Origin of the sequence: Pedobacter insulae, assembly GCF_900113525.1 — a bacterium.
Taxonomy (GTDB): Bacteria; Bacteroidota; Bacteroidia; order Sphingobacteriales; family Sphingobacteriaceae; genus Pedobacter; species Pedobacter insulae.
In genome coordinates this window covers 63,682-88,791 of sequence record NZ_FOPP01000012.1, presented here as the reverse complement: position 1 = coordinate 88,791, position 25,110 = coordinate 63,682, and the positions used below count along the sequence as shown (strand labels likewise).

The following is a 25,110-nucleotide window of genomic DNA, read 5'->3' as shown; positions in this document are numbered from 1 at the left end:
AAGGTATGAAAGTTTTGATTGTAGAAGATGAAAAGACCCTGGCCTATGAAATGGAGGAGTTCCTGAAAAAGAATTTTTACCATTGCGACCTTGCCCATTCTTTTGATCATGGCGTGCAACAGTTAGCACTTAATCAGTACGACTTTATTTTAATTGACCTTGGTTTGCCAGATGGCGATGGTTTAGGAATTCTGAAAAATGCAAAGAAGAACAATCCCGATGCTGCTTATATCATTATCACAGCAAGAACAAACTTGAAAGATCGGATAAGTGGACTTGATCTAGGTGCTGATGACTATTTAGCAAAGCCTTTTTATTTGCTTGAACTACACTCCCGAATGCAGGCTATCGCAAGAAGGAAATTCAATATTACAGAATCGCTTATTGAGCTCGGCGAATTTGGTGTGGATATTCAAAAACGGATAGTGAGTTTTAAAGACGAACAAATAGAATTATCTCGCAAAGAATTTGACCTGCTTAGCTATCTTTTGCTCCATAAAGGCAGGGTTCTTACCAGGATACAGCTAAGCGAACATATTTGGGGAACCTTTGTAAATGATGATTACGACTCTAATTACATTGATGCGCATATTAAAAATATACGAAGAAAGCTAAACGCCTTCGCTGCGACAGATTGGTTGGAAACAGTGAGAGGAGTTGGGTACAGAATTAAAAAATAAAAATGAAACTCTCTTCGAAACTTACCCTCTTTATAGCAGGATCTAAATTAGTAACCGTACTATTATTCATATTAGTATTGCCTTACTTAGTAAAAGAAATTGCCAATCAACATACCAACTTTACCTTGCGGCAACAACAAAAGAAGGTAATGGCTATTGTACATAAAAATGGCCTCGACGATTATTTGCAAGGAGAAAGTAGTTACGGAAGCTACACCTTGTTAAAAGAAGAATTTATTGCTTTTTCCCCCTCAGCGGCGAATGTGCAAATTGATACCATTAAAGATTCTCAGCGACTTATAGAAGGTGACACACTTAATTACCGAATTTTAAGTGCTACTTTTAAGTATGCGGATAAAAACTATCTCTTAGAGATCGGAAAAAACACAAGTATTAGTCAATATCATAAACCGCTTCAGCGTTTTGCGTTATATGGGTTAATTACATTAATCGCTATGACTATGCTTATAGATCTTATCTTTATAAGGATTATTATTCAACCCTTATCAAGTATCATCAAAACAAAGCTGGTTAACAACGACTTTCCATTTAGAGCTGAACAGCTACCGGTACCAACGAGTACAAGCGACTTTAAATACCTCGATGATTCATTGCGGCTATTGATGACCCAGATAAATGATGCTTTTTATAAGGAACGGGAATTCACTTCCAATGCTTCGCATGAGTTAATGACGCCTATTACAATTCTTCAGAATAAAATGGAAAATCTGCTCGACGAGGAAGGTTTAAGTGACGAATCGGCCATTGCAATCGTGGAGATGATGAAAACGGTAGATCGACTGAAGAAAATTACTAGTTCCTTGTTGCTTATCTCACGGATTGAAAACGAACAATATATTAGGAAAGAGCATGTTATTCCGTTGCAGCTATTTGAAGAGATTATTGAAGAAATTAAACATCGGCTTGAGGATAAAAATATTAGCATAAAATTAAATATCGCTGGTGATATGGAATTTCAGCATGTGAATCGAGATCTCATCTATCAGCTGTTTTTTAACCTGATCCATAATGCCATAAAGTTTAACCGTCAGGATGGCCAGATCACGATTACCGGCGTGACGACAGCTGATGGATGTTTTCAGGTTCAAGTGTCTGATACAGGAATAGGCATACCAAAAGAAGACTTACCCTTTATTTTCAATCGGTTTACGAAAACTAATCTTAGTTCGCAAGTTGGCTATGGATTAGGATTAGCCATCGTAAAAAGCATTGCTGCCTATCATGCGATTAAAATAGCTGTTGAATCTGATATCGGCGAAGGTACAACCTTTACCCTAATATTTAAATTCAAAACAAAATAGTTTCTTCGCTATAAAGTATTACCTTCATGTAAGTAATGATAAAATCGCCTTAACTGATGCTATTAATGCGCGTATGGAAAAACGGTTGCTAATTATATTTATTTTTCTTTTTAACTTTTCATTAAATGCTTTTTCCGCTAAAGTAGATACCGTATCTATTTTTAGTGAAAGTATGAGTAAATACGTAAAAGCGGTCGTAATAACCCCAGCTTCCTATAAGGACAAATCGAAACGCTTTCCAGTGGTTTATCTTTTACATGGCTATAGCGATAGTTACAGTGGTTGGGTAAAAAAAGTGCCTGATTTATTAAATGAGGTCGATCAATACGATATGATTATTGTTTGCCCAGATGGGGCATATGGTAGCTGGTATTTCGATAGCCTAACAGATAGTACTAAAAGATATGAAACTAATGTGGCTATAGAAGTTCCGAATTATATAGACAAGCATTACCGAACGATAGCCGATAGAAAAGCCCGGGCAATAACAGGGCTGAGCATGGGCGGACATGGAGCATTTTATTTAGGCATTCGGCATAAAGATTTTTTTGGTGCTATTGGCAGTATGAGCGGTGGCGTAGATATCAGGCCGTTCCCAAACAACTGGGATATAAAAAAATCGCTCGGCGATTATTCCACTAACGTAGACAATTGGAATAAGCATACCGTTATTAATCTTGTTGAACAAGTAGAAAATAACGAGCAGCGAATGATCATTGACTGTGGTGTCGATGATTTTTTCCTTCAAGTAAACCGAAACCTCCATCAGAAATTACTTGCGCAAAAGTTAAATCACGATTACATCGAACGGCCTGGAGCCCATAATTGGCTTTACTGGAATAACGCTGTTAAATATCAATTGCTTTATTTCAGTATCTTTTTTAAAAGTTAATAATGGGAGAAACATGCAGCGCTTAACAACAGTTTAAAAAGGAGACTATGAAAAGCTTTTTCCATAGAGTACCATTCTATTATATTGCTGTTGTTTTCTATTCCTAAAAATTGTATATTGATAGCTAGCTAGTTAAGAACGATATCTTCCCAACTCAATTAAAGTCGCTTTTGTTCCGTTTACCCTTCTTTAAGAGTATAGTCCTGTTAATAGTCTGATTATCCATTTTTTTTGATTTTTCCTTAGCATAATTTTGTTAACGAGATAGTTTTATTTAATCAGAATTTAACTATTTATTTAAATTAATTGATTTCAATGAAACGAAAATTGTGCTTTTTATTTAGTTTGCTGTGCTTGATTTGTTTGAATCGCCAAATTGGTCATGCAATGCAGCTGTCTTCTACTCAGGCCGATACCGCTCGCGTGTTGCAAAAGGTAACTATTACCGTATTAGATTTGGGTAGTTCCAAATTATTGGACAGCGTTCAGGTTACCTTAGGAAAGCAAGCTAAGTACACCACTAAAGGTGTTGTAGTTTTCGAAAATAACGAGGATTCAGTAGTTATCCTCACTAAATCTGGCTATGGCAGGATTGGAAAGAAAGTTAACACCGCGGTGATGACTGTTCGTTTAATGAAAACTGCAGACGCGGAAGCAGGTTACTTGATAGGTATGGGGTTATCGCAAAATACAAAATCTATGTTCTCAGGTTCGGCGATAACAGTTTCCAGCGAAGAGTTACGTAAAGTGAATGCCTTGAATTTAGTTGATGGCTTAAAGTTTTTTGTGCCGTCGTTAATTGTTGTAAACAATAACAATAATGGTGGAAATCCAAATACCTTACCTCAAATTAGCTTACGCGGGGCGAGTAACTTACCTTATACGGTTACGGCTAATGCTACATCAGGCGTACTCGCGGCTCCATCACAGGGAGATTATATTGCGGCGGGTATTATCTCAAATAGTACGCCAGTAGTTTTATTGGATGGTGTTCAGGTTTCGCTTCAAACAATTTTAGATATTGACCTTAACAGAGTAACTAGTGTAACTGTTTTAAAAGATGCTGCGGCTACAGCCAGCTACGGTATGCGCGGTGGAAATGGTGTGATTGCTGTGCAAACAGTGAGGCCTCAAAGTAAATTGGCAATTTCCTTTACTGAACAAGTGCAGGTTGCTACAGCAAATACTGCTTCCTTTAAAGCGCTTACTGCTAAACAGAAAGTAGACATAGAGAAAAATTCGGGATTGTTCAATGGAGTTTTAGCGCCAATCTATCAAAATAGATATAATAAGGCCTATCAAAATAATATCAATACCGATTGGTTAGCTGTGCCTTTACAAAATGGAGTTGGTGCAAAACACTCATTAGGTTTAAGTGCTGGCAATGAAGATGTTGTTTATGGGGTAAATGCTTCATACAATGATGTGGAGGGCTCAATGAAGGGCTCTTCCAGAAAAACCCTTGATCTAGGGGCTTATTTTGGAGGGCATTTTGGTGCTTTCTCATTTAGCAATAAATTTTCTTACTTAGGTGCCGACGTGTCAAACTCGTCGTACGGATCATTTATCAATTACACGAAAATGAATCCATATTGGGAACTTAATGATCCTTATACTGGTAAACCTCAGCGTACGGTTGAAACAAGCGGGGAAGTAACTTTTCTAAATCCTGCATACAATGCAAGCATCTCTACTAAAGATGTGATGAATTACAATCGCTATAGTAATTTTACTAACCTGAATTACATCCTTGGATCAGGATTTCAATTAAATGGTATGGTAAACATCGTTCATCAAACTGATGAGCTAGATTACTTTTTACCACCTAACCATACGGTATTTGGCAATATTACTCCTGAAAATATATTTACCAGAGGTTTATATAATTATACTTCTAATTCAATACTGGATGTTCAAGGTGGACTTCGCTTGCAGCATCAAAATAGTTTTGGTAAACACCAACTGTTTGCTAATGTCGGTCAGCATATTGCACAAACATCGAGTGAATCTGAAGGGATAGTAGTAGCTGGTTTTGCTACCGATCGTATTGGCGATATCGCTTTCGGAAATTCCTATGCTACTTCGAAACCTGTAAGCGGTAAAATTGTAACCCGCTATCTTGCTAGTTTTGCCAATGCTGGTTACAGTTACGATAATCGCTACCAGGTTGATGTTTCGGGATCGGTTGACTATTATTCTGGACTAAACCAAGCTGCGAAATTTGGAGCGGTAGGACTTTCATGGAATGTAAGCAATGAAGCTTTTCTGAAATCAGTAAAGTGGATTGACCTATTAAAGATTAAAGGTAGTATTGGTATTGCTGGTAATCAGGCTTTCTTATCTTATTTAACCAGAACTACCTATGATTATTATACCAACCAGCAATATGTACCTGCAGGTACAGGTGTTGGTACCATCGGGCTTGGCTTAGGCAATTACTTAACAAGCTATGGCAATAAAAATCTACGTGCTCCTGAGACATTTAAACAAGATGTAGGTGTTGATGCGGCTTTCTTTAATAATCGACTGGTATTGAATCTTAACCTATACAAACAATTACATAACAACTTGATTCTACCGGTAAGTACAGTTGGTTCAACGGGATATCAGGACTTCGCTTACTATGATAATTATGGGGAAATAGCAAATAAGGGCCTTGAAATAGCTGCTATGGCAACGGTTTACCAGGCTCCTAAAAATAATTTTAAGATCAACATCATTGCTAACGCACTTCATGCCACTGATGAAATCACTGCTGCCGGATCATATTTTAATGATGTAAATAACTTCAATAATACCACGGCGGCGCAAAATACTGCTCAGCCCCGTTATGTAGTGGGTGAGTCGCCTTATGCTATTTGGGCAGTCCCTTCTTTAGGACTTGATCCGAATACTGGTAAAGAGATATTCTTAAAGAAAGATGGTTCTTCGACAATGATTTGGGATGCCAATGATAAGGTGGTAGCAGGAAGCTTAATGCCTGAGTGGGTTGGTTCATTAGGTACTGATATTAGCTTCCGTAAATTCTCATTTGGTGCCTACTTCAACTATCAGCATGGCGCTAAGGTGTATAACCAAACGATGGCCGCCATTGAAAATGCTAATGTAAATGAAAACCTGGATGCTCGTGCGCTTGATGCTAAACGTTTATTTGGCTCTCCAACTTTCGCTACTACCAGGTTGGTAGCGAGCGACAATAAGATCCAATGTTCATCGATCATGTTGGGCTATAAATTCCCGAAAACATTTGCTGAAAAGATCAATGCCAAAGATTTGGGCATTAAACTAATGGTGAACAATGCTTTTGAGGTTGGTGGCGCCGATATACAACGCGGAATTTATTATCCTTTCCAGCGTAATTATACATTCATTTTAAATGCAAACTTTTAAAACCTTTCCAATGCGAATTGTGAGCAATAAGATATTAGTTATGACGGGATTTTTAGTCCTGTTTAGCATGGCAGCCTGCAAAAAATGGGTTGATAATACTCCTCAACCTTTGCAGGTAGACGAGTCTAAAGTTTTCTCTACGGAACAAGGCTTTCGGGAAACGCTGAACGGCGTATACCTTCAAATGGGAGCGGAGACCTTGTATGGAAAAGAGATGACCATGGGCGTACTTTCTTTGGCAGGAAGGAATTTTGATGTGGTTAATGCTAACACGGCAACTAAATTACATTACCAAGCGGCCACCTATAATTTCACCGCGCTGGAAATGACGACTTATACAGCGAAGTTATGGAATAAGATGTACGCAACGATTGCTAATCTGAATAACCTACTGGACAACATCGAACGTAGAAAGGCGCTATTTACCGGCCAGAATTACAACACCTTTAAAGGGGAAGTATTGGCTTTAAGGGCTTACTTGCATTTTGATTTACTACGTATGTTTTCACCTATTGAGGCAGGGGCTATCGGTATTCCTTATGTAACTGCGGTTAATCCGGGCCAGGTTCAGTCTGGCACAGTAGGAAATACCCTCGATAAATGTATTGCAGATTTAACAGCTGCGGAGGCTTTGTTGAGTGCGACCGATTTAACAAATATACGTATGACGAAATGGGGGGTGAAAGGCTTGTTAGCTCGTTTATATCTGTATAGAAGCGATAAAGTTAAGGCGGCTGAAAACGCATTAGCGGTTATCAACAGCAATAATTTTGCTTTGACGGTAAGTTCTAATGCCGATCTGTTTTTTGCAAAGGAGAGCTTGTTTAAGCTTCAGATTTTCGCCAATAACTATTTTGCTTATTTTAGGTCTATTTTTGGTGCTCCTTCATTGATAGGTTTAGCTGCCACGAGCCAAGTTGCTATTTATGGTACGGCAAATACAGATTATCGTAAGAGTTTTATTGATGTAAATACAGGTAACGCTTTAGGCACACCAATATTACCTAAGAAATTTAATGCAACAGCAGCCAATTCATTTCCTATGCTTCGCTTATCTGAGCAGTATTACATCTTAGCAGAATGCGCTAATGATGTAGCTACTGGGTTAAACTATCTTAACCAGGTTAGGGCAGCGCGTAATTTATCTGCTCCACTTACTACGGTAAATGTGCCAGATGCAGCAGCATTAACCACGGAGATTACGAATGAGTATAGGAAGGAATTTATAGGTGAGGGACAAATGTTTTTTTATTATAAACGTAAGAATACCGCTTTTACCGCATTGCCTTTTGCATTGCCAATAGCAGCTAATCCAAGCTATACTTTTGTAAGACCTGAATAAGCAAGATAAGATGATATTTAAATTAATAATCAATTGCGACGTAATTAAAATGAACAGCAATACAATCATATCAAATAAGAAAAGGTATCGTAAAGCAATTTTACTGATGCTTCTAAATGTCTTTGCGACAGCGCTTTTTGCACAGAATGTAGCTGTAAAAGGGATTGTAAAAGACGAAATTGGAGAACCATTGTCAGGTGCAGTGGTGATGCAGGTCGGTACGACTAATACTACAAGAACGGATAAGGATGGTGCATTTGAGTTAAAAAACGTCGCACCCGGTGCCACACTAAGAGCATCATATGTTGGCCGTAATACAGTTGAGTTAATCTTAAAACCAGGAGAAATCAAGGTAAAGTTTACTTTAAAGAATAGTAACCTTACCCTTAAAGAGGTGACTGTTAATACTGGTTTATATAAACGTCCGGTTGGTAATTTTACAGGCTCTGCGAAAACTTACAGTGGCGAAGCACTAAAAACCGTTAATCCTAGAAATGTCATTTCGGCATTGGCTGTATTAGATCCTTCGGTGAGGATAGCACAGAACAACGTACTGGGAAGTGATCCAAATAGTTTGCCAAATCTTCAGATTAGGGGCGCAAATAATCTTCCGGTTTCCTTACAAGGTGGATCGGCAGTTGCAAATCCGGTGTCAAATGGTGATATCATGTCTAATTATTTATCAAATCCCAATCAACCATTGATTATTTTAGATGGTTTCGAAACAACTTTGCAAACGTTATTTGATATGGACGTGAATTTAATTGCGAATATCACGGTTTTGAAAGATGCGGCTGCAACGGTTGCCTATGGTTCAAAGGCGGCGAATGGGGTAATTGTAATTGAAACGAAACAGCCTGTTCCCGGTAAGTTGAGAGTAACTTATTCCGTTTATGCTAATGCAGATCTGGTTGATCTTACTTCTTACAACCTGATGAATGCAGAGCAATTGTTAGAAGCGCAGCGATTAACAGGTATTTTTAGTGATCCAAATAATCAATATAATGATCTTGCTAAAAAGCAATGGTATGATTATCGATTAGGACAAGTTAGAAGTGGGGTAGATACCTATTGGCTTTCTCAACCTGTTCAAACCGGTTTAGGTTTAAACCAAAGTCTTTCACTGGGTGGTGGTGCTGGGCCTTTACGTTATTCTTTCGGGTTAAACTATAATACAGCTGAAGGCGTGATGAAAGATTCGGGCCGTGATCGCTATAGCTTAAATTATAATGTTTCTTACTTGGTGAAGAATATCAGATTCAGTAACTCAATGGCTGTAGGTTATACTAAGGGTAATAATTCAGTATGGGGCAGTTATGAATCATATGTTAATCAATTTCCATATTTTAGGAATAAGGATGCCAATGGAAATCTAATTAAAGTTTTAGAGCCAAGTTCATCAGCCTTAGATTTTATTATTCAGGCTCCCGGTGGCACATTTGCCAATCCAGCTTATAACTCGACCTTGAATGTCAAAGATTATTCGACTATTTTAAGTTTAACCAATAATACCAATGTAGAGTGGTCTTTAACGGACGAGTTAAAATTAACTGGTAGTTTAGGTTGGAGTTCAAATTCACCGGGTGCAGAAGCATTCTATCCGGCAGATCATACAAAATTTCTTGCCAATGTAATTGTGCAACAACCAAATATTGGTTCCTATCAACAACTGAAAGGAAAAAATAGTGCATTAAGCGGACGATTGAATGCAAGCTATCATTTGTCGCTCGGAAAAAGTACTATTTTAGCAAATTTAGGGGCTACGCTTCAAAAAACTTCTAGTAATTCGACGACAGTGCAGGTATATGGTATTCCTAATGATTACTTAGGGGAATTGGGGTTAGCTAATGGGTTCGATTATACATCTGTAAAACCGCGCTCCTCTAATAATTTGACGAAGAACCTTTCTAACTTTTTTAGCGTAAGTTATAATTACGACAATCGTTATACTGCCGAATTTACTGTGAACCAGAGTGGATCTTCTCAATTTGGTTCAAACAGTAAGTTTGCGACTTTCTATGCTGGAGGTTTAGCATGGAATATAGCCAATGAAAAATGGTTTAAACCAAATGATATCATTCAGGTGGCAAAACTTAATGCAAGTATTGGTACTACCGGTAACCAAAATTTCTCTTCAGATATGGCATCGCAGGTTTACACCTATAATTATTTAAACAATTATCGTTTAATGGTAGGTTCATCTACATTGTCTTTTGCCAATCCGGATTTGAAATGGCAGCAAACCTTGAAAGCTAATATTGGTTTAAATTTAGGCTTCTTTAAAGGAAAGTTGAATGCCAATGTTGAGTTCTTTCGCGAAACAACTGATAATTTAATATTGCCATTAGATATTGCACCTTCAACAGGATTTGCGAATTATCAGGACAATTTAGGAGGAACTAAAAATGAAGGATGGGAAGTTGGGATAACAGCTCCAATTATTAGAAATTCGGCTAGAAATGTTTTTTGGACTGTTAGTGTTAATGCTGGTCATTTTAATACCACTATTACCAGGTTGTCACCAGCTGTTACGGCAATTAATAACGGGTTTAACAGTAATTTAGACCCAAATAACCTAGAGGATACTAGATATCAAACCAAGCCACTTCCAAGATTCGAAGTTGGACAGTCGATGAACAGAATATGGGCAGTACCTTCACTAGGTATCGATCCAGCATCTGGAAAGGAAGTTTTTGTAAAATTAAATGGTAGCTATACATTTACCTGGGATGCTAGAGATAAACGTCCTATTGCTGAAACTACTGCTAAGATTAAAGGCAGTGCTAGTTCTAACTTAACCTATAAGAATTTTATACTCAACGTCATTTTCTCTTATCAGTATGGCGGTTACATGTACAATCAAACCTTGGTTGATAGGGTAGAGAACGTTAATTTGATGGCTGGAAATGCCGATCTAAGGGTGTTAACAGAGCGTTGGAAGCAGCCAGGCGATCATTCGTCCTTTAAATCGCTAGTGGCTAACGGTGCGCAGGGTTTCCAACAAACAAATGTAACTTCTCGCTTTGTTCAAAAGGATAATTTCTTGCAATTGGCCAGTTTAACAGTTGGTTATACTGTCCCGTCGACAGCAAAGTGGGTAAAGGCAGCACATTTATCAGCGCCTAAATTCATGATTACGCAAAATGATCTAGTTCGTTTTGCAACTATTAAAACGGAAAGAGGAACGAGCTATCCTTTTGCTAGAAGCTTAAATTTTGGAATTTCTACAAATTTTTAATCGTATGTCTACAATCAAAAAAAATACGCTACAAATCAATAAAGCAACGATCGCCTGTTTGCTGTGCGGTATCGCGCTCCTATTTTCTCTAGGCGGATGTAAAAAGTTTTTAGAGATACCTTTAAAAGATAAAATACCTCAGTCAACTTTATTTGCCGATGAACAGGGTTTTATTGATGCTTTAACGGGTGTATATATAGGAATGGACAAGCCACAATCGACCTTTTCGAGCATGAAAGGCTTATATACCCACAATCTGTCCATTGGGATGCTTTCGGTAATGGTAAATAATTATACCAATGCACCCACGTCTGCCTTAGGCGATGGTCTTTATTCTAATGCTTATAAGTATGATTATGAGCAAACTGGATTAAAACAGGAGATAGGTTATATTTGGGGTGGTTTGTATCACAACATTGCCAATTTAAATAACCTTTTAAATCATATAGATGCTAAAAAGGATGTTTTTTCTCGCGACCATTATAATAGGGTAAAAGGTGAGGCACTCGCCTTGCGAGCGCTATTTCATTTTGATTTAGCCCGTTTATTCGGTCAGTCGCCAGCAACAGGCCTAAATGATAGAGCGATTCCATACATCACCACTTTCAAGGCTAAAGCTACTCCTTTCGTGTCGTTAAAGGCGGCATTAGATTCTTGTATTGTTGACCTTAAGGATGCTAAAGCATTATTGGCACAAACTGATACGACTGCCATTAATCAAGCTCACGCTGATTTATTTGCAGGATTTACCCAAAACCGAATGAACTATTGGGCAACTAACGCATGTTTAGCTCGTATATATTTGTATAAAGGTGATTATGCGAATGCCATGGTGAGTGCGAAAGAAGTTATAGGCAGCCAAAAATTTCCATTATCAACGAGTAATGTTGCTGTCTCGACAGCTAATAATAGAGATCGTTTATTTTCAAAAGAATTAGTTTTTGCGGTTTATAATACTAACGTAACGATCATTAATGAAGGGTTATTTAATTTGGGTGGTACTGGCGTATCACTGCAACTAGCGGCAGCCACTAAAACAACGATTTATGGAACTACTGATTGGCGATTGTCATGGTTTGATAACAATTCGGCCAAATCTTTTAACGTACCCTCTAAATTTTTCCAAGATGCGAACTTACCTTATGCCCTCCAAAATAATGTTCCCGTTATTCGCATCACAGAAATGTATTATATCGTTTCAGAATGTGCAAATGCCTTGGGCGACCTATCCACCGGCTTATCATATCTAAATATGGCAAGAAATGCTAGGGGCTTGACTTCCTTAACTGCAATCAATGTTCCTGATGGCATTACGCTTTCAGCGGAGATTGGTAAAGAATATAAGAAGGAATTTATTCAGGAAGGACAAACCTATTTCTATTATAAACGACTGAATAAAGATTTAAAAGCAGAAACAGGTACAACAGTTACCGTTCCGGCTAATGTTTATGTATTTCCTATTCCTGATAAGGAAGGTGAAAATAATTCTTAACTGATACAAATCATAAAAAGATGAAACTTAAAATTCAATATATAATCGCTTTTTTAACCATCGGATGTATTTTCGGTTGTGAAGAAGATCCTGCTTTATTCAAAGAATCTGATGGTCTTTATTTTGGTACGGCAGATACGACACTTTCTTACTCTTTTGCTAAATATCCAAACAAGGCAAAAGATATCATTGAAATACCGGTTAATGTGCTAGGCAATTCATCTGATGTAAGTAGATCATTTGGTGTGGAGTTAGTTTCTCGAGTTGGTGATGGGATTGCCGTGGATGGTACACATTTCAAAATATTGGGAAACCTCAGTATACCTGCTCACGCGGTTGCAGGTGCAGTGAAGGTTGAGGTGTATCGGACAGCGGATTTAGATGCTGGAAAAACAGTTAAATTCACAATTAGGTTAAAGAGAGATGAGCATTTTCCGGCAGAGGCGATAACCGCTAAACAGCAATTGACCATCAATTTGGCCTACCTACAAAAGCCGGCCTCATGGGGAGAACTGAATGGTACCGTAACGGGTTTTTGGGCAGGCTTCAATACAAATTATGGCACCTGGACCCCTACAAAATACAAGATTATTTTAGATGCCTTATATGATCCTACAACTGGAGAAACGGTAACAGAATTTCCAGGAAGTAGATTTGTTGGTCAATTCCCCACAATTTATACACAATATCTAGCTATTGTAAGAAACTACATCAAAAATAACTATCCTGGGAATTATGGATTGCCGGGGCCTATTTTAACTGATCCAGACAACAGCAATCTACCAATTCAAGTAGGACCAGCAAATTATTAATTACCATTTGAGAAATAAAGAAATGAAAGACAGGAATAAGATATCAGGTATTTTCTTTGGCTTAATAACCGCGGTAGCATTGATCGTGGGCTGTGCTAAAGACAAAGGAAATTACGATTATGTGGAGCTTAATGCCTTAAAAATCTCTACAGATATGACCAATGCAGATCCGGCTGTATTTATTACACCAGATTCAATAGCGCTTCGTCAGAATGATAATTTGAAAATAAAAATAAAAGTCGACACATCGCTAGGCGACCCGGGTAGTCTTTCGTACCATTGGTTGGTTACCCAATATTTGCAATCAGCGGCAAATCCGCCTAAATTGACGTTTGCTAATACGGCAGACTTTGATGCCAAAATACCCTTGGCTCCGAATCTATATAAGTTGGTAGTTAAGGTAACAAGTAATAAGACGGGCGTATCGTATTATAAAACGTTTATTTTAAACGTATCGGGTTCAGAATGGGGCGGCGAAGGATGGCTGGTGTTACAAGAGCAGTCAGGCGGTTCGGATGTTTCGGTAATTACCACTCGAGATGGTGGCGGCAAAGGAAAAATTTTCCATGATGTTTACTTTACTGCAAACGGGCATAAACTTCCTGTAGGGACTTCTAAGGTGAATGTGATCAATTACGCCACATCGTTGAATGCTCAAAAAGTAAGCTTCTTTTATCCTAATGGTGGGATACAGGTGAGAAGTATTGATTTCGCCGACTCGACTAGGGCAGAGAATTGGTTTGTACCGGGTTCGTTAACCGGAACTAATTTTCAGGCAAATGGTTCTGGTGGTGGTTCTGCTGCTGGATGGGAGTATGTGATCGTAAACAATCAAATTGCCTACCGCCAGTTACAAAGTGTGGCCCATTTAGCCAATACGCCAGTTTTTTTACCTCCTTATGCCGGCCTTACCATTGCACCATATGTACTTAACGGCGCGGCAAGTGATCAATTTTATACACTTTTTGATAAGGTGAATAGCGCATTTGTATTATTTAATGCCTCTACAGGTGCTTTTCTAAATATTCCAGCTTACGCGGGTGGTGCCGCCAACTTAAACGCTACGACTGGCAGCGGCTTTGATATGAAAAATATGCCGGATGACCTGATCTATGCAGAAAATGCGCAACCGTATACCATAGGTAATACCTATTGGAACTGTTTCTTTAGAAATGATGCAGGAACCAATACGACCTTAATTCAATTTCCCCGATCTACAGGCTATTTAAATAATTTTGCCACAGGCCGTTTTCAATTGAAGGAAGCTAATTGCCCGGGCATTAACACAGCAACGATATTTGCTAATAATACATCTCTTTTGCCACCTAGGGGCGTATTTTATTATGTAAATGGCAATAAAATCTATACCTGTACGGTGAATAATTTAGCTACTTCTACGGCAATTGAAGGCCTAACATTTCCGGCAGGAACCATCATCAAAGCAATGAAGACGTTTAATTCGGGCTACACAGCTGCCAATATTTTGTCGCAAGGCGTTCCAGAAGGTAAGGTATTAGTGGTAGCAACCGATGAAACCGCAAGTGGAGCGGGGAACAAGGTGTATTTCTTTAACTTAAGTACAACGGGAAGTATACTTGGCACACCTTCAACGCCAGCCGATGTGTATACAGGATTTAACAAAATAACGGATATTACTTTTAAGAAGGCATTGGGAAAATAGACCACTGACCAAAAAATCAACAACACAACACAACAAATAAAACCGATAGATATTATCATCATGATTAGATTAAAATTTATTCCTGTTTTAACACTTGCATTATTAGCAGTTGAAATAGGTTATGCCCAAGATACTACGGCGATTAAAAAGCCAACGGTAGTAGCTAAGTTGAAACCTTATAATCAGGTTATTACTGCGAAAGCAATTACCAAAACCGGATTGTTTAGTGTTCATCAAATAGATGACCGATATTATTTTGAAATTCCTGATGAATTATTGTCAAGAGAATTTCTATTTACCACCCGTTTAAGTAAGGTTCCTACGGGAAGTCCGCGTTATGGAGGTGATTTAATGAACGCTATCATTGTTTCTTTTGAAAAGGCATCAGGCGATAAGTTATATGTTCGTGCGATTACGAATGCAGCTCAGAGTGATTCTATAAACGTATTGTCTAAAGCAGTAAGAAACTCGACGATTAATCCGATTATCATGGTGCTTGAGCTGAAGTCCCGTGGTTTAGATGGTAAATCGTCTGTAGTTGACATGACCGATTTTTACTTAAAAGATAACTTGATCTCGGGTTTCCATCCGGCAGCGAAGAAGCAGTTGGGAACTGGCGCAGCTGCAGCAGATCGTTCGGCATTGCTATCGATGAATGCTTTTCCAGGCAACATTGAAATTAGATCAATGAAAACTTATGCTTTAGGCGCTGCTCCACGTCCAGCTGCAAATGACGGAGATGGTGGTCCGGCAGATGCTTCGCCTGCAGTATCAGGAAATGCAGGGGTAACTTTCGAAATCAGTAATTCGGTAATGGTATTAGCGAAGGATGCGATGCAGCTTCAGGCTTATGATCCAAGAATGGGCTTTAAATCTGATTCTTATAGTATTTTCACAGATAAGCAGCAGAAAGTTGATGAACGCCGTTTCATCATTAAAAATAGATTGGAGGTTAAACCGGAAGATTTAAAACGTTACCAAGCAGGCGAACTGGTTGAGCCAAAAGTGCCATTGGTATACTATATAGATCCAGCAACACCGAAACAGTATCGTAAATATATGATTGCTGGTATCAATAGCTGGAATGAGGCTTTTAAAGGAGCTGGTTTCAAAAATGCGATCATTGGTAAAGAATGGCCGGAAAACGATAAATCGATGGATTTGGAAGACGGACGTTTGCGCGTTATCCGCTATATGCCTGCTTTTAGTCCATTCGTTGATAATAACCAAGTAACCGACCCACGCACTGGCGAAATTATACAAACTTATATCGGATGGTCACATAGCCAGGTTAAAACATTGCACGATTGGTATATGGTACAAGCTGGAGCAGTTGATGCTGGAGCAAGGTCCATGCAGTTTAGTGATGAATTAATGGGTGCACTTATTCAAGCAGAAATTACCCGGACGGTTGGATTTACTTTGGGATTAACCGAGAACCTAAGAAGCAGCACAGCTGTTCCATTAGAAAAATTAAGAGATAAAAACTGGTTAGCATCAAATGCATTCAACAATTCTATCATGGATTACAACCATTATAATTATGTAGCACAACCTGCTGATCAGGTTTCTCGTAAAGGTTTAATTCCTAGAATTGGCGATTATGATAAATGGGCAATCAAATGGGCCTATACTTATACTGGCGCAAAAGATTTTGAGGCAGATAAAAAGATCCGTTTAGCTTGGATCGCCAACAATGCAAAGGTTGGTAATAACCTAATATTTGGTTCTCAAGCTGCAACAACGAGTCCAAATGAAATTACCAATCCTGCGGCACAGTGGGAAGATCTAAGTAATAATCCTGTTAAAGCTGCGTCTTTAGGGATTGAAAATTTAAAAGTAGTAATGGCCAATTTAGTTAAATGGACTACTACAGGTGATAATACTTATTATAATACCTCTGATCTTTATTTAACCTTGGTGAGTCAGTATTCATTTTTAATGCGTATTGCTTACACGCAGATTGGTGGAGTTAATGAAGATATAAAAAGTATTGAGCAGGTTGGTGATGTATATACCCCAGTTGCCAAAAATATTCAAAAAGAAGCTATCGCGTTTTTAAGAGATGAGGTATTTAACACACCACAGTGGCTTTTTGAGCCGAGTGTTTTAAATAAATTCAGAAAACCAGCTAAAAAAGAAGAAGTAACCAGAATGCAAGATAATGCACTGTTATATCTATTCGGTACTAATCGCTTATTCCGCATGAACGCGGCTACCATGAGATTTGGAAAAGAAAAGGTTTATACAGTTGATGAAATGTTAACTGATGTAATTGCTGGGTTATTTGGGGAAATTAAAACACATCAATTGGTTGATGGGAATAAACGCTATCTACAAAAATCGGCAGTGGCCTTTATGTTAAAGAGCTTAGCAGAGGGTGATGTAATTCCTGATCCAACCAAAGATGTTCAACTTGCAGGCACGGATGTTCCGGTGGTATTGCGTTCACAATTGAGTGCTTTAATGACACAATGTAAAGCAGCTATTCCATCTTACTCAGACCCAGTGATGGTAGCGCACCTCAAATATATTTCGGATAAAATAGATCACGCTTTAAATCCGAAAAACTAATAGTTAATTAATATTATCATGAAATTAAAATATATTTATATAGTATTGCTTGGATTAGGGAGTACTTCGGTACTAGCTCAGCAAAAAACAGCTACTCCTGTGGTTGTAAAGGCTGATACTGCCAAAAAGGTAGACCCGTTAAAAGCGATTATTGCTAAAAATACGATCATTAAAAAAGGTTTATTTAATGTTTACCAAACTGGTGATAAGTATTATTTCGAGATTCCAGATTCTCTTTTGAAAAGAGAAATGCTATTAACCAACTGGTTGGTTAAAGTACCAGGTGGAAGCCCGAAATACGGAGGTGAACAGATGGGACAAAAAACACTGCTATTTGACAGAGGGGTTGGAAAAAAAATAAACTTACGCGTGGTGACCTTAGGGACCAAAGCCGATTCTACCAGCACAATTTACAAAGCTGTAGCAAATTCAAATATTGATGCTATTGCGATGGTATTTGAGCTAAAGGCCAGGGGAGAGGGTGACAGAAGTTCATTCATCGACGTAACAGATTTTCTGCAAAAAGAAAATTCATTTACCAAGATAAATGATGAAGTACAGAAGAGACTGAACTTAGGGGGTATGGCTGCTGACAGAAGTTATCTACAAAAGGTAAGCGTTTATCCTATCAATATCGAAATGAAATCGGTACGTACTTATTCGGCAACGGCACCTGCAAAACCTACCCCAGCATCGCCGGTAATTGATGCCGCTAAATTAGGAAATGCCATTACGCTTGAAGTATCAACTTCTATTTTGTTAATGCCTAAAACGCCGATGGTACCTCGTGAATTTGACTTACGTGTTGGTTATTTTGCAGATGGTTATATTCCACTTTCTGATGGCCAACAAAACTTTGAATTTAAGAGTTATATTGTTCGTTACAACCTTATGCCAAAAGCTGAGGATATGGCGAAGTACAAAAAAGGCGAGTTAGTTGAGCCAAGAGAACCTATTGTATATTACATTGATCCCGCGACCCCAAAACAATGGCGTCCTTATTTGATCCAGGGAATTAACGACTGGAATGAAGCATTTAAAGCAGCAGGCTTTAAAAATGCGATCGTTGGTAAAGAATGGCCAGAAAACGACACAACTATGAGCTTAGAAGATGCTCGTTATAAGATTTTACGTTATTTGCCATCGGAAACTGCTAACGCTTATGGACCTAATATCCATGATCCTAGAAGTGGTGAAATTTTGCAAAGTTATATTGGCTGGTATCATAATGTTATGTCGCTAGTGCACGATTGGTACATGTTACAAGCTAGCCCTAGTGATCCTAGAGCCCGCACCATGACCTTTAGTGATGAGTTAATGGGCGAATTGATCCGTTTTGTATCTTCTCATGAGGTTGGCCATACGTTAGGTCTTCGCCATAACATGGGTAGCAGTAGTTTAACCCCTGTTGAAAAACTAAGGGATAAAGCCTGGGTAGAAAAAAATGGGCACAGTAATTCTATCATGGACTATGCTCGTTTTAACTATGTAGCACAACCAGAAGATAATATCAGCGCTGCTGGTATCATGCCGCGCATTAATGATTACGATAAATGGGCTATTAAATGGGGCTACAGCTATGTAGGGGCGAAAGATGTTGAAGCTGATCGCAAAATTGTTTCAAAATGGGTTACAGATAGCTTAAAGGCTAATCCGAGGTTGTGGTTTGGTGGTGAAGGGATGAACAATGATGCCCGTTGCCAAACAGAGGATGTAGGTGATAACAGCATGCAGGCAAGTGAATATGGTATCAAAAACCTCAAGTATGTGGCCAAAAATCTACCAGAGTGGACAAAAGAAGAAGGGGATTTGTATAAAAATTTAAGTCAGATGTTTGTGCAATTGGTCAATCAATACAACCGATATGTTAACCACGTAACTAAAAACATCGGAAGTGTTTATGAAACAATTAAGTACCCACAAGATGAAGGTGACAGTTATGCATCTGCTCCGGTTGATAAACAAAGGGAAGCGGTAGCATTTTTGAATAAACAGGTATTTGAAACACCGACTTGGCTATTGGATGAAAATATCCTAAATAAAATAGGCAATCCGATCCGTTACAGCAGTGTGAGGATTATTCAAGAAAGACAAATAAATGCGGTATTTAGCGATCGTGTATTCAATACTTTATACATGATGGAAGAACGCTATGGCAAAGGGAATACTTATGCTATCAATGCATTATTGGGAGATATGAAAGCTGGTGTTTGGAGTGAACTAACTACTAAACAACCCATTGATCAGTTTCGTCGTGATGTGCAAAAGGCGTATGTGAACGCTTTGTTAAGAAGTATGAAGGAAGCAGAGATCGGTAACAATGCAGTTGGGATATTATTTGGAGGGACTCAAGCGGCAGAAATGCTTCCATTAACTACTGGTTCAGACATTGGTGCCTTGATTGCCGTTCATTTGGAAGATCTACGCAAGGATTTATTGGCGGCAACGCCAACTACAGCGGATGCAGATTCAAAAGCACATCTACAATATGTAGCTGAATATATTAGAAAAGCAATGAGTAAGCGTTTTGGTAAATAAGGGGCATTAATTTAAATAGAATGAGAAGATTAATATTGTTGTTGCTATGCCTTACTTTAGGCTTTGTTGCTGTCCATGCAAAAGGCGTTAAAACCAAGATCAATTGCACCGTTCATGGTAAAAATAACAGTGGGGTATTTTTATATCAATTAAGGGATGGGAATGCGATAAGCTTGGGTTTTAAACGTCCCGATGAAAATGGAAATTGCAATTTTGACATTCAGGCAAAAGAAGGTGTTTATTTCTTGAAGAAAGCGGGAGGCAAGGGGAATGGATTTAAGATTACCATTTACATGAAGCCTGGAGAGCAAAAGCAATTAGATCTTTACTACGACAAAAATTTAGTTGATTTTGACAGTTTTACTGTAACGAAGCCAAATGCAGAAACTAAACGCCTACAGACTTGGTTAAATTCCATGAATGATTATAAGCATGCTGTAGCAAATAAGCCCGGTGTAGGGCGCAGTAAATATGCTGAATTTGAAAAGTATGCCGCTTCATTTTTAGAGGAGAACAAAACCGCTAATCCTTATTTTAATGGTTGGCTCAATGACAAAGTTGCGATAGATCTGAAGTACTTGAAGGTAGGGAATTATTTTGGATTGGGTAGGTTGAATTCCATTTACGATGTAGAGACCGGTGCTGAGGCATTTTACAAACAGTTGCTCGACAAAAATATCATCAATGATGTGCGCATCCTTCGCTCAGAACACGGCATGCAATTGCTTGATTTTATCTTTGGATTTTGGAAATATAATGAAGCAAAAAACACCCAAAAGGTGCTAGAAAATACATTCTCCCCTGAAAATGGAGCAAAGATTAACAATAACCTAGTTAAAGTTGCTTTCTTATTGTATAAAATGCCAGGTATTAAGGAGTTTGAAACTTTTGTGAAGCATGTACAGCCTTATAAAAATGTCTTTGTTACGGCAGAACAGAAAATCGCCTACGAGCAATTTTATAACGCCTTAGGGCCGTTTGCAAAAGGAAGTCCAGGTTATAATTTCGAGCTCAAAGATGTAAATGATCGGACCTATACTTTAGCCTCCTTTAAAGGTAAAATTGTGGTGATTGATGTTTGGGCTATGTGGTGTGCTCCCTGCCTGAATGAAAAGCCAGTGATGGATAAAATTGCTGAAGAGTTTAAAGGTAAAGAGGTTGAGTTTATTGGAATCTCTGTTGACGGACATGTACAAAAGAAAAACTGGAAAGATTTTGTTAAAAGGAATGGCTTTAAGCACGTTGAATTATTGACGCAGTTTGATGAATCACTTTTCAAGTTCTATAAAATAACCACTATCCCAAGGTTCTTAATTTTTGATCGCGAAGGTAAAATCATTACTGTTGACGCACCCTATCCTTCGAACCCAGGATTTAAGAAGCTAATTGAGACGGCTTTAGCTGGGAAATAAAGTTTATAGTGAATGACTAATAACATGAAAACATATATAAAAACATTATTACTGGGGTTTTTTTGCTTCATCAATATGGTGAATGTTTCCGCTCAGCAGCAGTGGACAAAAATTACTGGAACAGTAACGCAGCAAAAGAACTATGAGATCACGATAGTTGGCAAAACTGGCGAAAAGTCATTCCGCGCAGCGCTATATGTTATTGATACTACCAGTAAAAAGTTTGCTATTGCCTTGCCGCTACTGGCAAACACGAGTTATAAAATGCAAGTGGCTGTTATGAAAATGGGACATAGGAGGTTAGAGGTTGACTATGGTGCGACTTTTCCATTGAAATTGGTTGCCAATCAGGCTTTGAACTTAACGCTTAATCCGCTGTTATTTAAACAAGCACAAAAGGGTTTAACGATCTTGAAGGTTCCTGCAAAATTCTCTACAGTTGCTGTTTCTGGTTATATAAAAGACGCTAAACTAGGTGCCGAACTTTCCTTCGAAAAGGTTGTGGAAGGGCATTTGCAAAATATCCAAACTAGCTTTATTGCGAAAGGAGATACCAGCGCGCATTTTAATTTTATAGTGCCTATTGAAAAAGAAGGTTTTTACTACCTTTCTACGCTGAGGTCTAAAAAGCGCTTGTACCTCAAACCAAATGATCAGCTTAAATTGGTGCTTGACATGAAGACCGGCATCGAGGTAAGTACATCAAAATCAACGGCCGAAAATGAATTGATTGCACAATGGGAACAATTGGTTAGTCCTTTAACCTCAATGGCGATGTCAACAAAACCAGACCGAGCAGCATTTTCAGCCACCTATCAACCTTTACAGTCAAAAATAGCGTTATTTTCTCAGCAAGTTAAAACACCTAATGCAAAGTTTAATTCCTTATTTAAAACTGCTATTGAGCTTGATAATAACCTCTTTGCTTTAAATATCTTGCTAAAGTCTTCAATGGAGAAAAGGGGGGCATTCCTAATGCCTGCTAAGGATTTTTTGAGTGTTCCTGATTATTATAAACAGTTTTTACAGGAAAACCGTGTAAAGTCGGCCAATATACTTCAATTGGGTGAAGGACATAGTTACCTTAATTTATTTGCCAAGTTTAACTTAAGCAATTTGGAGGAAACCAAAAGGAAACAATTAGATAATGCGGAACGTGTAAAACTGATGATGAGTGCAATCAGTAATGACACCCTAAAGGCTTTTGTGTTACAATCTCAACTAGCGGAATTGGAGCTGGATATAGCAAATTACAGTGAGTTTCGCGACACCTTTATGCCTTACCAGCAATATGTTAAACTTCCATCTGTTAAACAAAAATATAATTTGCTATTAAAGCAATTCGTTGCTGATACTGCCTTTATTGGGAAGCCGGCAAATGATTTCACTTTGCCAGATGTAAATGACAAAATGGTATCCATGAATGATTTTAAGGGAAAGGTAGTGGTAATTGATGTTTGGGCTACTTGGTGCGGGCCATGTAAGGCACAGATGCCCTTCTTAAAAGAGATTGAGGAGCAGTATAAAGGAAATGACAATGTTGTTTTTGCAGGGATTTCTTTAGATGCGCAAAAAGATAAGCAAAAGTGGCTTGATATGATCAAGGAGAAGCATCTTGAAGGAGTTCAACTCTTGGATGATTTTGGGAAAACTTTTGGGAGGAAATATAAAATGGTCGCTATTCCCCGCTTCTTGATTATTGATAAAAAGGGAAATTGGGCAGAGGTACGTTGTCCGCTTCCTGAGAACAAAGAAAAATTTAAGAAATATATTGATCGTGAACTTAATCGAATCGATTGATCGGAATAGTCATATATCCTCAGCTCAATTTGATCTACTTTTTCATGAAAACTATGAGGATCTCTGTTTAACGGCTGTTAAATATGTGAAAGATCCAGCTCTTGCACAAGACTTGGTGCAAGAGTTTTTTGTGTATTTCTGGAATAAACGCGAAACAATTGTTGTTACATCCACCTTCAAGGCCTATGCTACTCGCGCGGTAACCAATGTTAGCATTACCTATCTTAAAAGGAAAAAAAATCATGTAATTTATCAAGATGAGTTGCCTGATCTTGATTTTGACCCCGAATATTTGCTTTCAGAAGAATTGATTAAAAGCACAAAAATTTCGAGATTGATGCAGCTCATTAAAGGGTTACCCCCTGAGCGGAAGAAGCTATTCTTAATGAGCAATGTGTTAGGTCTAACTTATGCAGAAATAGCTGCTAAGAATAATATTTCTATCAATACGGTTAAAACGCAAATTAAAAAAGCTTATGCTTATCTGCGTTCAAACATGGGCGATATAATTTCACTTTTTTTTTAAGAACAGTCACCCTCTTTTGTTTTTCTTGCTACTTATTATTAGAGGACCTAAGAGATTGCTTTGCTTCATGCTTCGCAACTCCTCGCAGTGACGGGTCGTTCGTGGAAATCGTCATTGCGAGGAGTTGCGAAGCATGAAGCAAAGCAATCTGAAGGTAAGATGTAGACTAATAAATATAGCGCGTGAAAGATAAAAAGTGGATTCATGATTTGTTAGATGATCAATCGTTAGATCATAATTTGAACGATCTTCTTGAGGATAAAACCGATCAAGGGATTTCTCCTGAGCTAAGAGCAAAATATGAAGGTGTATTTAACGCTATAGAGGCAAGGGAATTAATTGATAGTCGTTTGAAACCGGCTATTGAGAATAAAGTTCGGGTAATTTCTTTTGGCGCCCGCTTATTGAAGTATGCTGCAGTTTTGATGATGATAGGATTTGCTTTTTACCTCTTGCTTCATAAAAAAGCTACTGATTTAAATCAAGTGAAGGTTTCAAAGATAAATTCAGGATCGAAAAAACCCATGCTGATTTTAGAAAATGGGGAGCGGGTTGATTTAGCGGCATTGAACAGCACTAAATTGAATGCAAAGGTAATTAAAGGCGATAACCAGTTAGATTATAGCCATGTTGACAATTTAACCGAGTCGCCCATATTCAATACCTTAATTATTCCACGAGGATTAACCTATAAATTGGTTTTGGATGATGGTACTCAGGTTTGGGTTAATGCAGATTCTCGGATCAAGTTTCAAGTTAATTTTGATGCGACAGCAAAAAGAGAGGTTTATTTAGAAAAAGGCGAAGCTTATTTCACGGTAACCAAAAACCCCAAAAAACCATTTATAGTACATTATAATGGCATAAATGTTACCGTATTAGGTACTTCCTTTAACGTCAACACTTATTCAAACATAGTACAAACCACCTTAGTAGAGGGGAAAGTGGATGTAAGTTTAGTGGATGGAGGTAAACAATTGACCTTGTTGCCTGGCCAACAGGCCGATTTTCATAAATCAACAGAAAGCCTTGAAAAAAGGGATGTTGAAGTTTTTCCTTACATAGCATGGAAAGAGGGACTAGTTGTGTTCCAGAATACTGAAATGGCAAACTTAATGGAAGAATTAGGAAGACTGTATGACTATGAAATAGTCTTTAAAGACGAAAAGCTTAAACACTTGCACTTCACCGGTAGGGCAGATCAATCAGAACCTATACAAAATACACTAGATGCGATCCAGATCACATCAAATTTAAAGTTTACCATTAAAGAAAGGAGCATTATCGTAGAAAAGTCGACTAAAAAGTAAAAAAGAACGGGCGATGTTGAGACCATCCCCCGTAGGTAAGTTTTCATAAATCAATTGCTTCAACCAAGCATCACGGATTTAATATGTCCAACCAAACCAAA

The 25,110-nt window shown here is 38.2% G+C and carries 15 protein-coding genes; all 15 read left to right on the top strand.

All coding sequences use genetic code 11. The features are described from left to right. The first annotated feature begins 5 nt into the window (after positions 1-5). The 15 genes from BM207_RS17095 to BM207_RS17025 all read left to right on the top strand — a co-directional run bounded on the left by BM207_RS17095 (position 6) and on the right by BM207_RS17025 (position 25,009). On the top strand, positions 6-680 hold the full coding sequence (locus BM207_RS17095; protein ID WP_090997275.1) for a response regulator transcription factor: 675 nt from the start codon (positions 6-8) through the stop codon (positions 678-680). Positions 681-682: 2 nt separating this feature from the next. Further along, positions 683-2,002, top strand: a complete 1,320-nt coding sequence (locus BM207_RS17090) for a sensor histidine kinase (RefSeq protein WP_090997272.1) — start codon at positions 683-685, stop codon at positions 2,000-2,002. Positions 2,003-2,174: 172 nt separating this feature from the next. Beyond that, positions 2,175-2,894, top strand: coding sequence for an alpha/beta hydrolase (locus BM207_RS17085; RefSeq protein WP_245768150.1), 720 nt, complete (start codon positions 2,175-2,177; stop codon positions 2,892-2,894). A 387-nt stretch (positions 2,895-3,281) separates the two neighbouring features. Continuing rightward, on the top strand, positions 3,282-6,284 hold the full coding sequence (locus BM207_RS17080; RefSeq protein ID WP_177217165.1) for a TonB-dependent receptor plug domain-containing protein: 3,003 nt from the start codon (positions 3,282-3,284) through the stop codon (positions 6,282-6,284). Between the two features lie 40 nt (positions 6,285-6,324). Next, positions 6,325-7,626, top strand: coding sequence for a RagB/SusD family nutrient uptake outer membrane protein (locus BM207_RS17075; protein ID WP_177217164.1), 1,302 nt, complete (start codon positions 6,325-6,327; stop codon positions 7,624-7,626). A gap of 10 nt (positions 7,627-7,636) precedes the next feature. After that, on the top strand, positions 7,637-10,864 hold the full coding sequence (locus BM207_RS17070) for a SusC/RagA family TonB-linked outer membrane protein (protein WP_090997259.1): 3,228 nt from the start codon (positions 7,637-7,639) through the stop codon (positions 10,862-10,864). Between the two features lie 4 nt (positions 10,865-10,868). Further along, a complete protein-coding gene (locus BM207_RS17065; protein WP_143095991.1) occupies positions 10,869-12,356 on the top strand; it encodes a RagB/SusD family nutrient uptake outer membrane protein in 1,488 nt (495 codons plus the stop codon). Positions 12,357-12,376: 20 nt separating this feature from the next. Further along, positions 12,377-13,168 carry a DUF4843 domain-containing protein gene (locus BM207_RS17060; protein WP_090997253.1) on the top strand — a complete coding sequence of 264 codons (792 nt, stop codon included), beginning with the start codon at positions 12,377-12,379 and terminating at the stop codon, positions 13,166-13,168. Positions 13,169-13,175: 7 nt separating this feature from the next. Next, positions 13,176-14,849, top strand: a complete 1,674-nt coding sequence (locus BM207_RS17055; RefSeq protein WP_143095990.1) for a PKD-like family lipoprotein — start codon at positions 13,176-13,178, stop codon at positions 14,847-14,849. 60 nt (positions 14,850-14,909) lie between these two features. Then, the gene (locus BM207_RS17050) at positions 14,910-17,423 is read left to right on the top strand and encodes a zinc-dependent metalloprotease (protein ID WP_090997248.1); all 2,514 of its coding nucleotides are present in this window, start codon (positions 14,910-14,912) and stop codon (positions 17,421-17,423) included. An 18-nt stretch (positions 17,424-17,441) separates the two neighbouring features. Then, complete coding sequence (locus BM207_RS17045; protein ID WP_090997244.1) at positions 17,442-19,961, top strand: zinc-dependent metalloprotease; 2,520 nt, start codon at positions 17,442-17,444, stop codon at positions 19,959-19,961. A gap of 20 nt (positions 19,962-19,981) precedes the next feature. After that, positions 19,982-21,373, top strand: coding sequence for a TlpA family protein disulfide reductase (locus BM207_RS17040; RefSeq protein WP_090997241.1), 1,392 nt, complete (start codon positions 19,982-19,984; stop codon positions 21,371-21,373). A 24-nt stretch (positions 21,374-21,397) separates the two neighbouring features. After that, positions 21,398-23,173 carry a redoxin domain-containing protein gene (locus tag BM207_RS17035; RefSeq protein ID WP_177217162.1) on the top strand — a complete coding sequence of 592 codons (1,776 nt, stop codon included), beginning with the start codon at positions 21,398-21,400 and terminating at the stop codon, positions 23,171-23,173. Next, complete coding sequence (locus BM207_RS17030; RefSeq protein WP_177217161.1) at positions 23,151-23,699, top strand: sigma-70 family RNA polymerase sigma factor; 549 nt, start codon at positions 23,151-23,153, stop codon at positions 23,697-23,699. Before BM207_RS17035 ends, BM207_RS17030 begins: the two co-directional genes overlap by 23 nt. 182 nt (positions 23,700-23,881) lie before the next feature. Then, positions 23,882-25,009, top strand: a complete 1,128-nt coding sequence (locus BM207_RS17025; protein WP_090997232.1) for a FecR family protein — start codon at positions 23,882-23,884, stop codon at positions 25,007-25,009. Positions 25,010-25,110: the final 101 nt, after the last annotated feature.

What these genes read in the sequence shown, in the direction of transcription:
- BM207_RS17060 (WP_090997253.1), top strand. Translation starts at nt 12,377, where the DNA reads ATGAAACTTAAAATTCAATATATAATCGCTTTTTTAACCATCGGATGT.
- BM207_RS17075 (WP_177217164.1), top strand. Translation starts at nt 6,325, where the DNA reads ATGACGGGATTTTTAGTCCTGTTTAGCATGGCAGCCTGCAAAAAATGG.
- BM207_RS17065 (WP_143095991.1), top strand. Translation starts at nt 10,869, where the DNA reads ATGTCTACAATCAAAAAAAATACGCTACAAATCAATAAAGCAACGATC.
- BM207_RS17090 (WP_090997272.1), top strand. Translation starts at nt 683, where the DNA reads ATGAAACTCTCTTCGAAACTTACCCTCTTTATAGCAGGATCTAAATTA.
- BM207_RS17035 (WP_177217162.1), top strand. Translation starts at nt 21,398, where the DNA reads ATGAAAACATATATAAAAACATTATTACTGGGGTTTTTTTGCTTCATC.
- BM207_RS17080 (WP_177217165.1), top strand. Translation starts at nt 3,282, where the DNA reads ATGCAGCTGTCTTCTACTCAGGCCGATACCGCTCGCGTGTTGCAAAAG.
- BM207_RS17045 (WP_090997244.1), top strand. Translation starts at nt 17,442, where the DNA reads ATGAAATTAAAATATATTTATATAGTATTGCTTGGATTAGGGAGTACT.
- BM207_RS17040 (WP_090997241.1), top strand. Translation starts at nt 19,982, where the DNA reads ATGAGAAGATTAATATTGTTGTTGCTATGCCTTACTTTAGGCTTTGTT.
- BM207_RS17085 (WP_245768150.1), top strand. Translation starts at nt 2,175, where the DNA reads ATGAGTAAATACGTAAAAGCGGTCGTAATAACCCCAGCTTCCTATAAG.
- BM207_RS17095 (WP_090997275.1), top strand. Translation starts at nt 6, where the DNA reads ATGAAAGTTTTGATTGTAGAAGATGAAAAGACCCTGGCCTATGAAATG.
- BM207_RS17050 (WP_090997248.1), top strand. Translation starts at nt 14,910, where the DNA reads ATGATTAGATTAAAATTTATTCCTGTTTTAACACTTGCATTATTAGCA.
- BM207_RS17070 (WP_090997259.1), top strand. Translation starts at nt 7,637, where the DNA reads ATGATATTTAAATTAATAATCAATTGCGACGTAATTAAAATGAACAGC.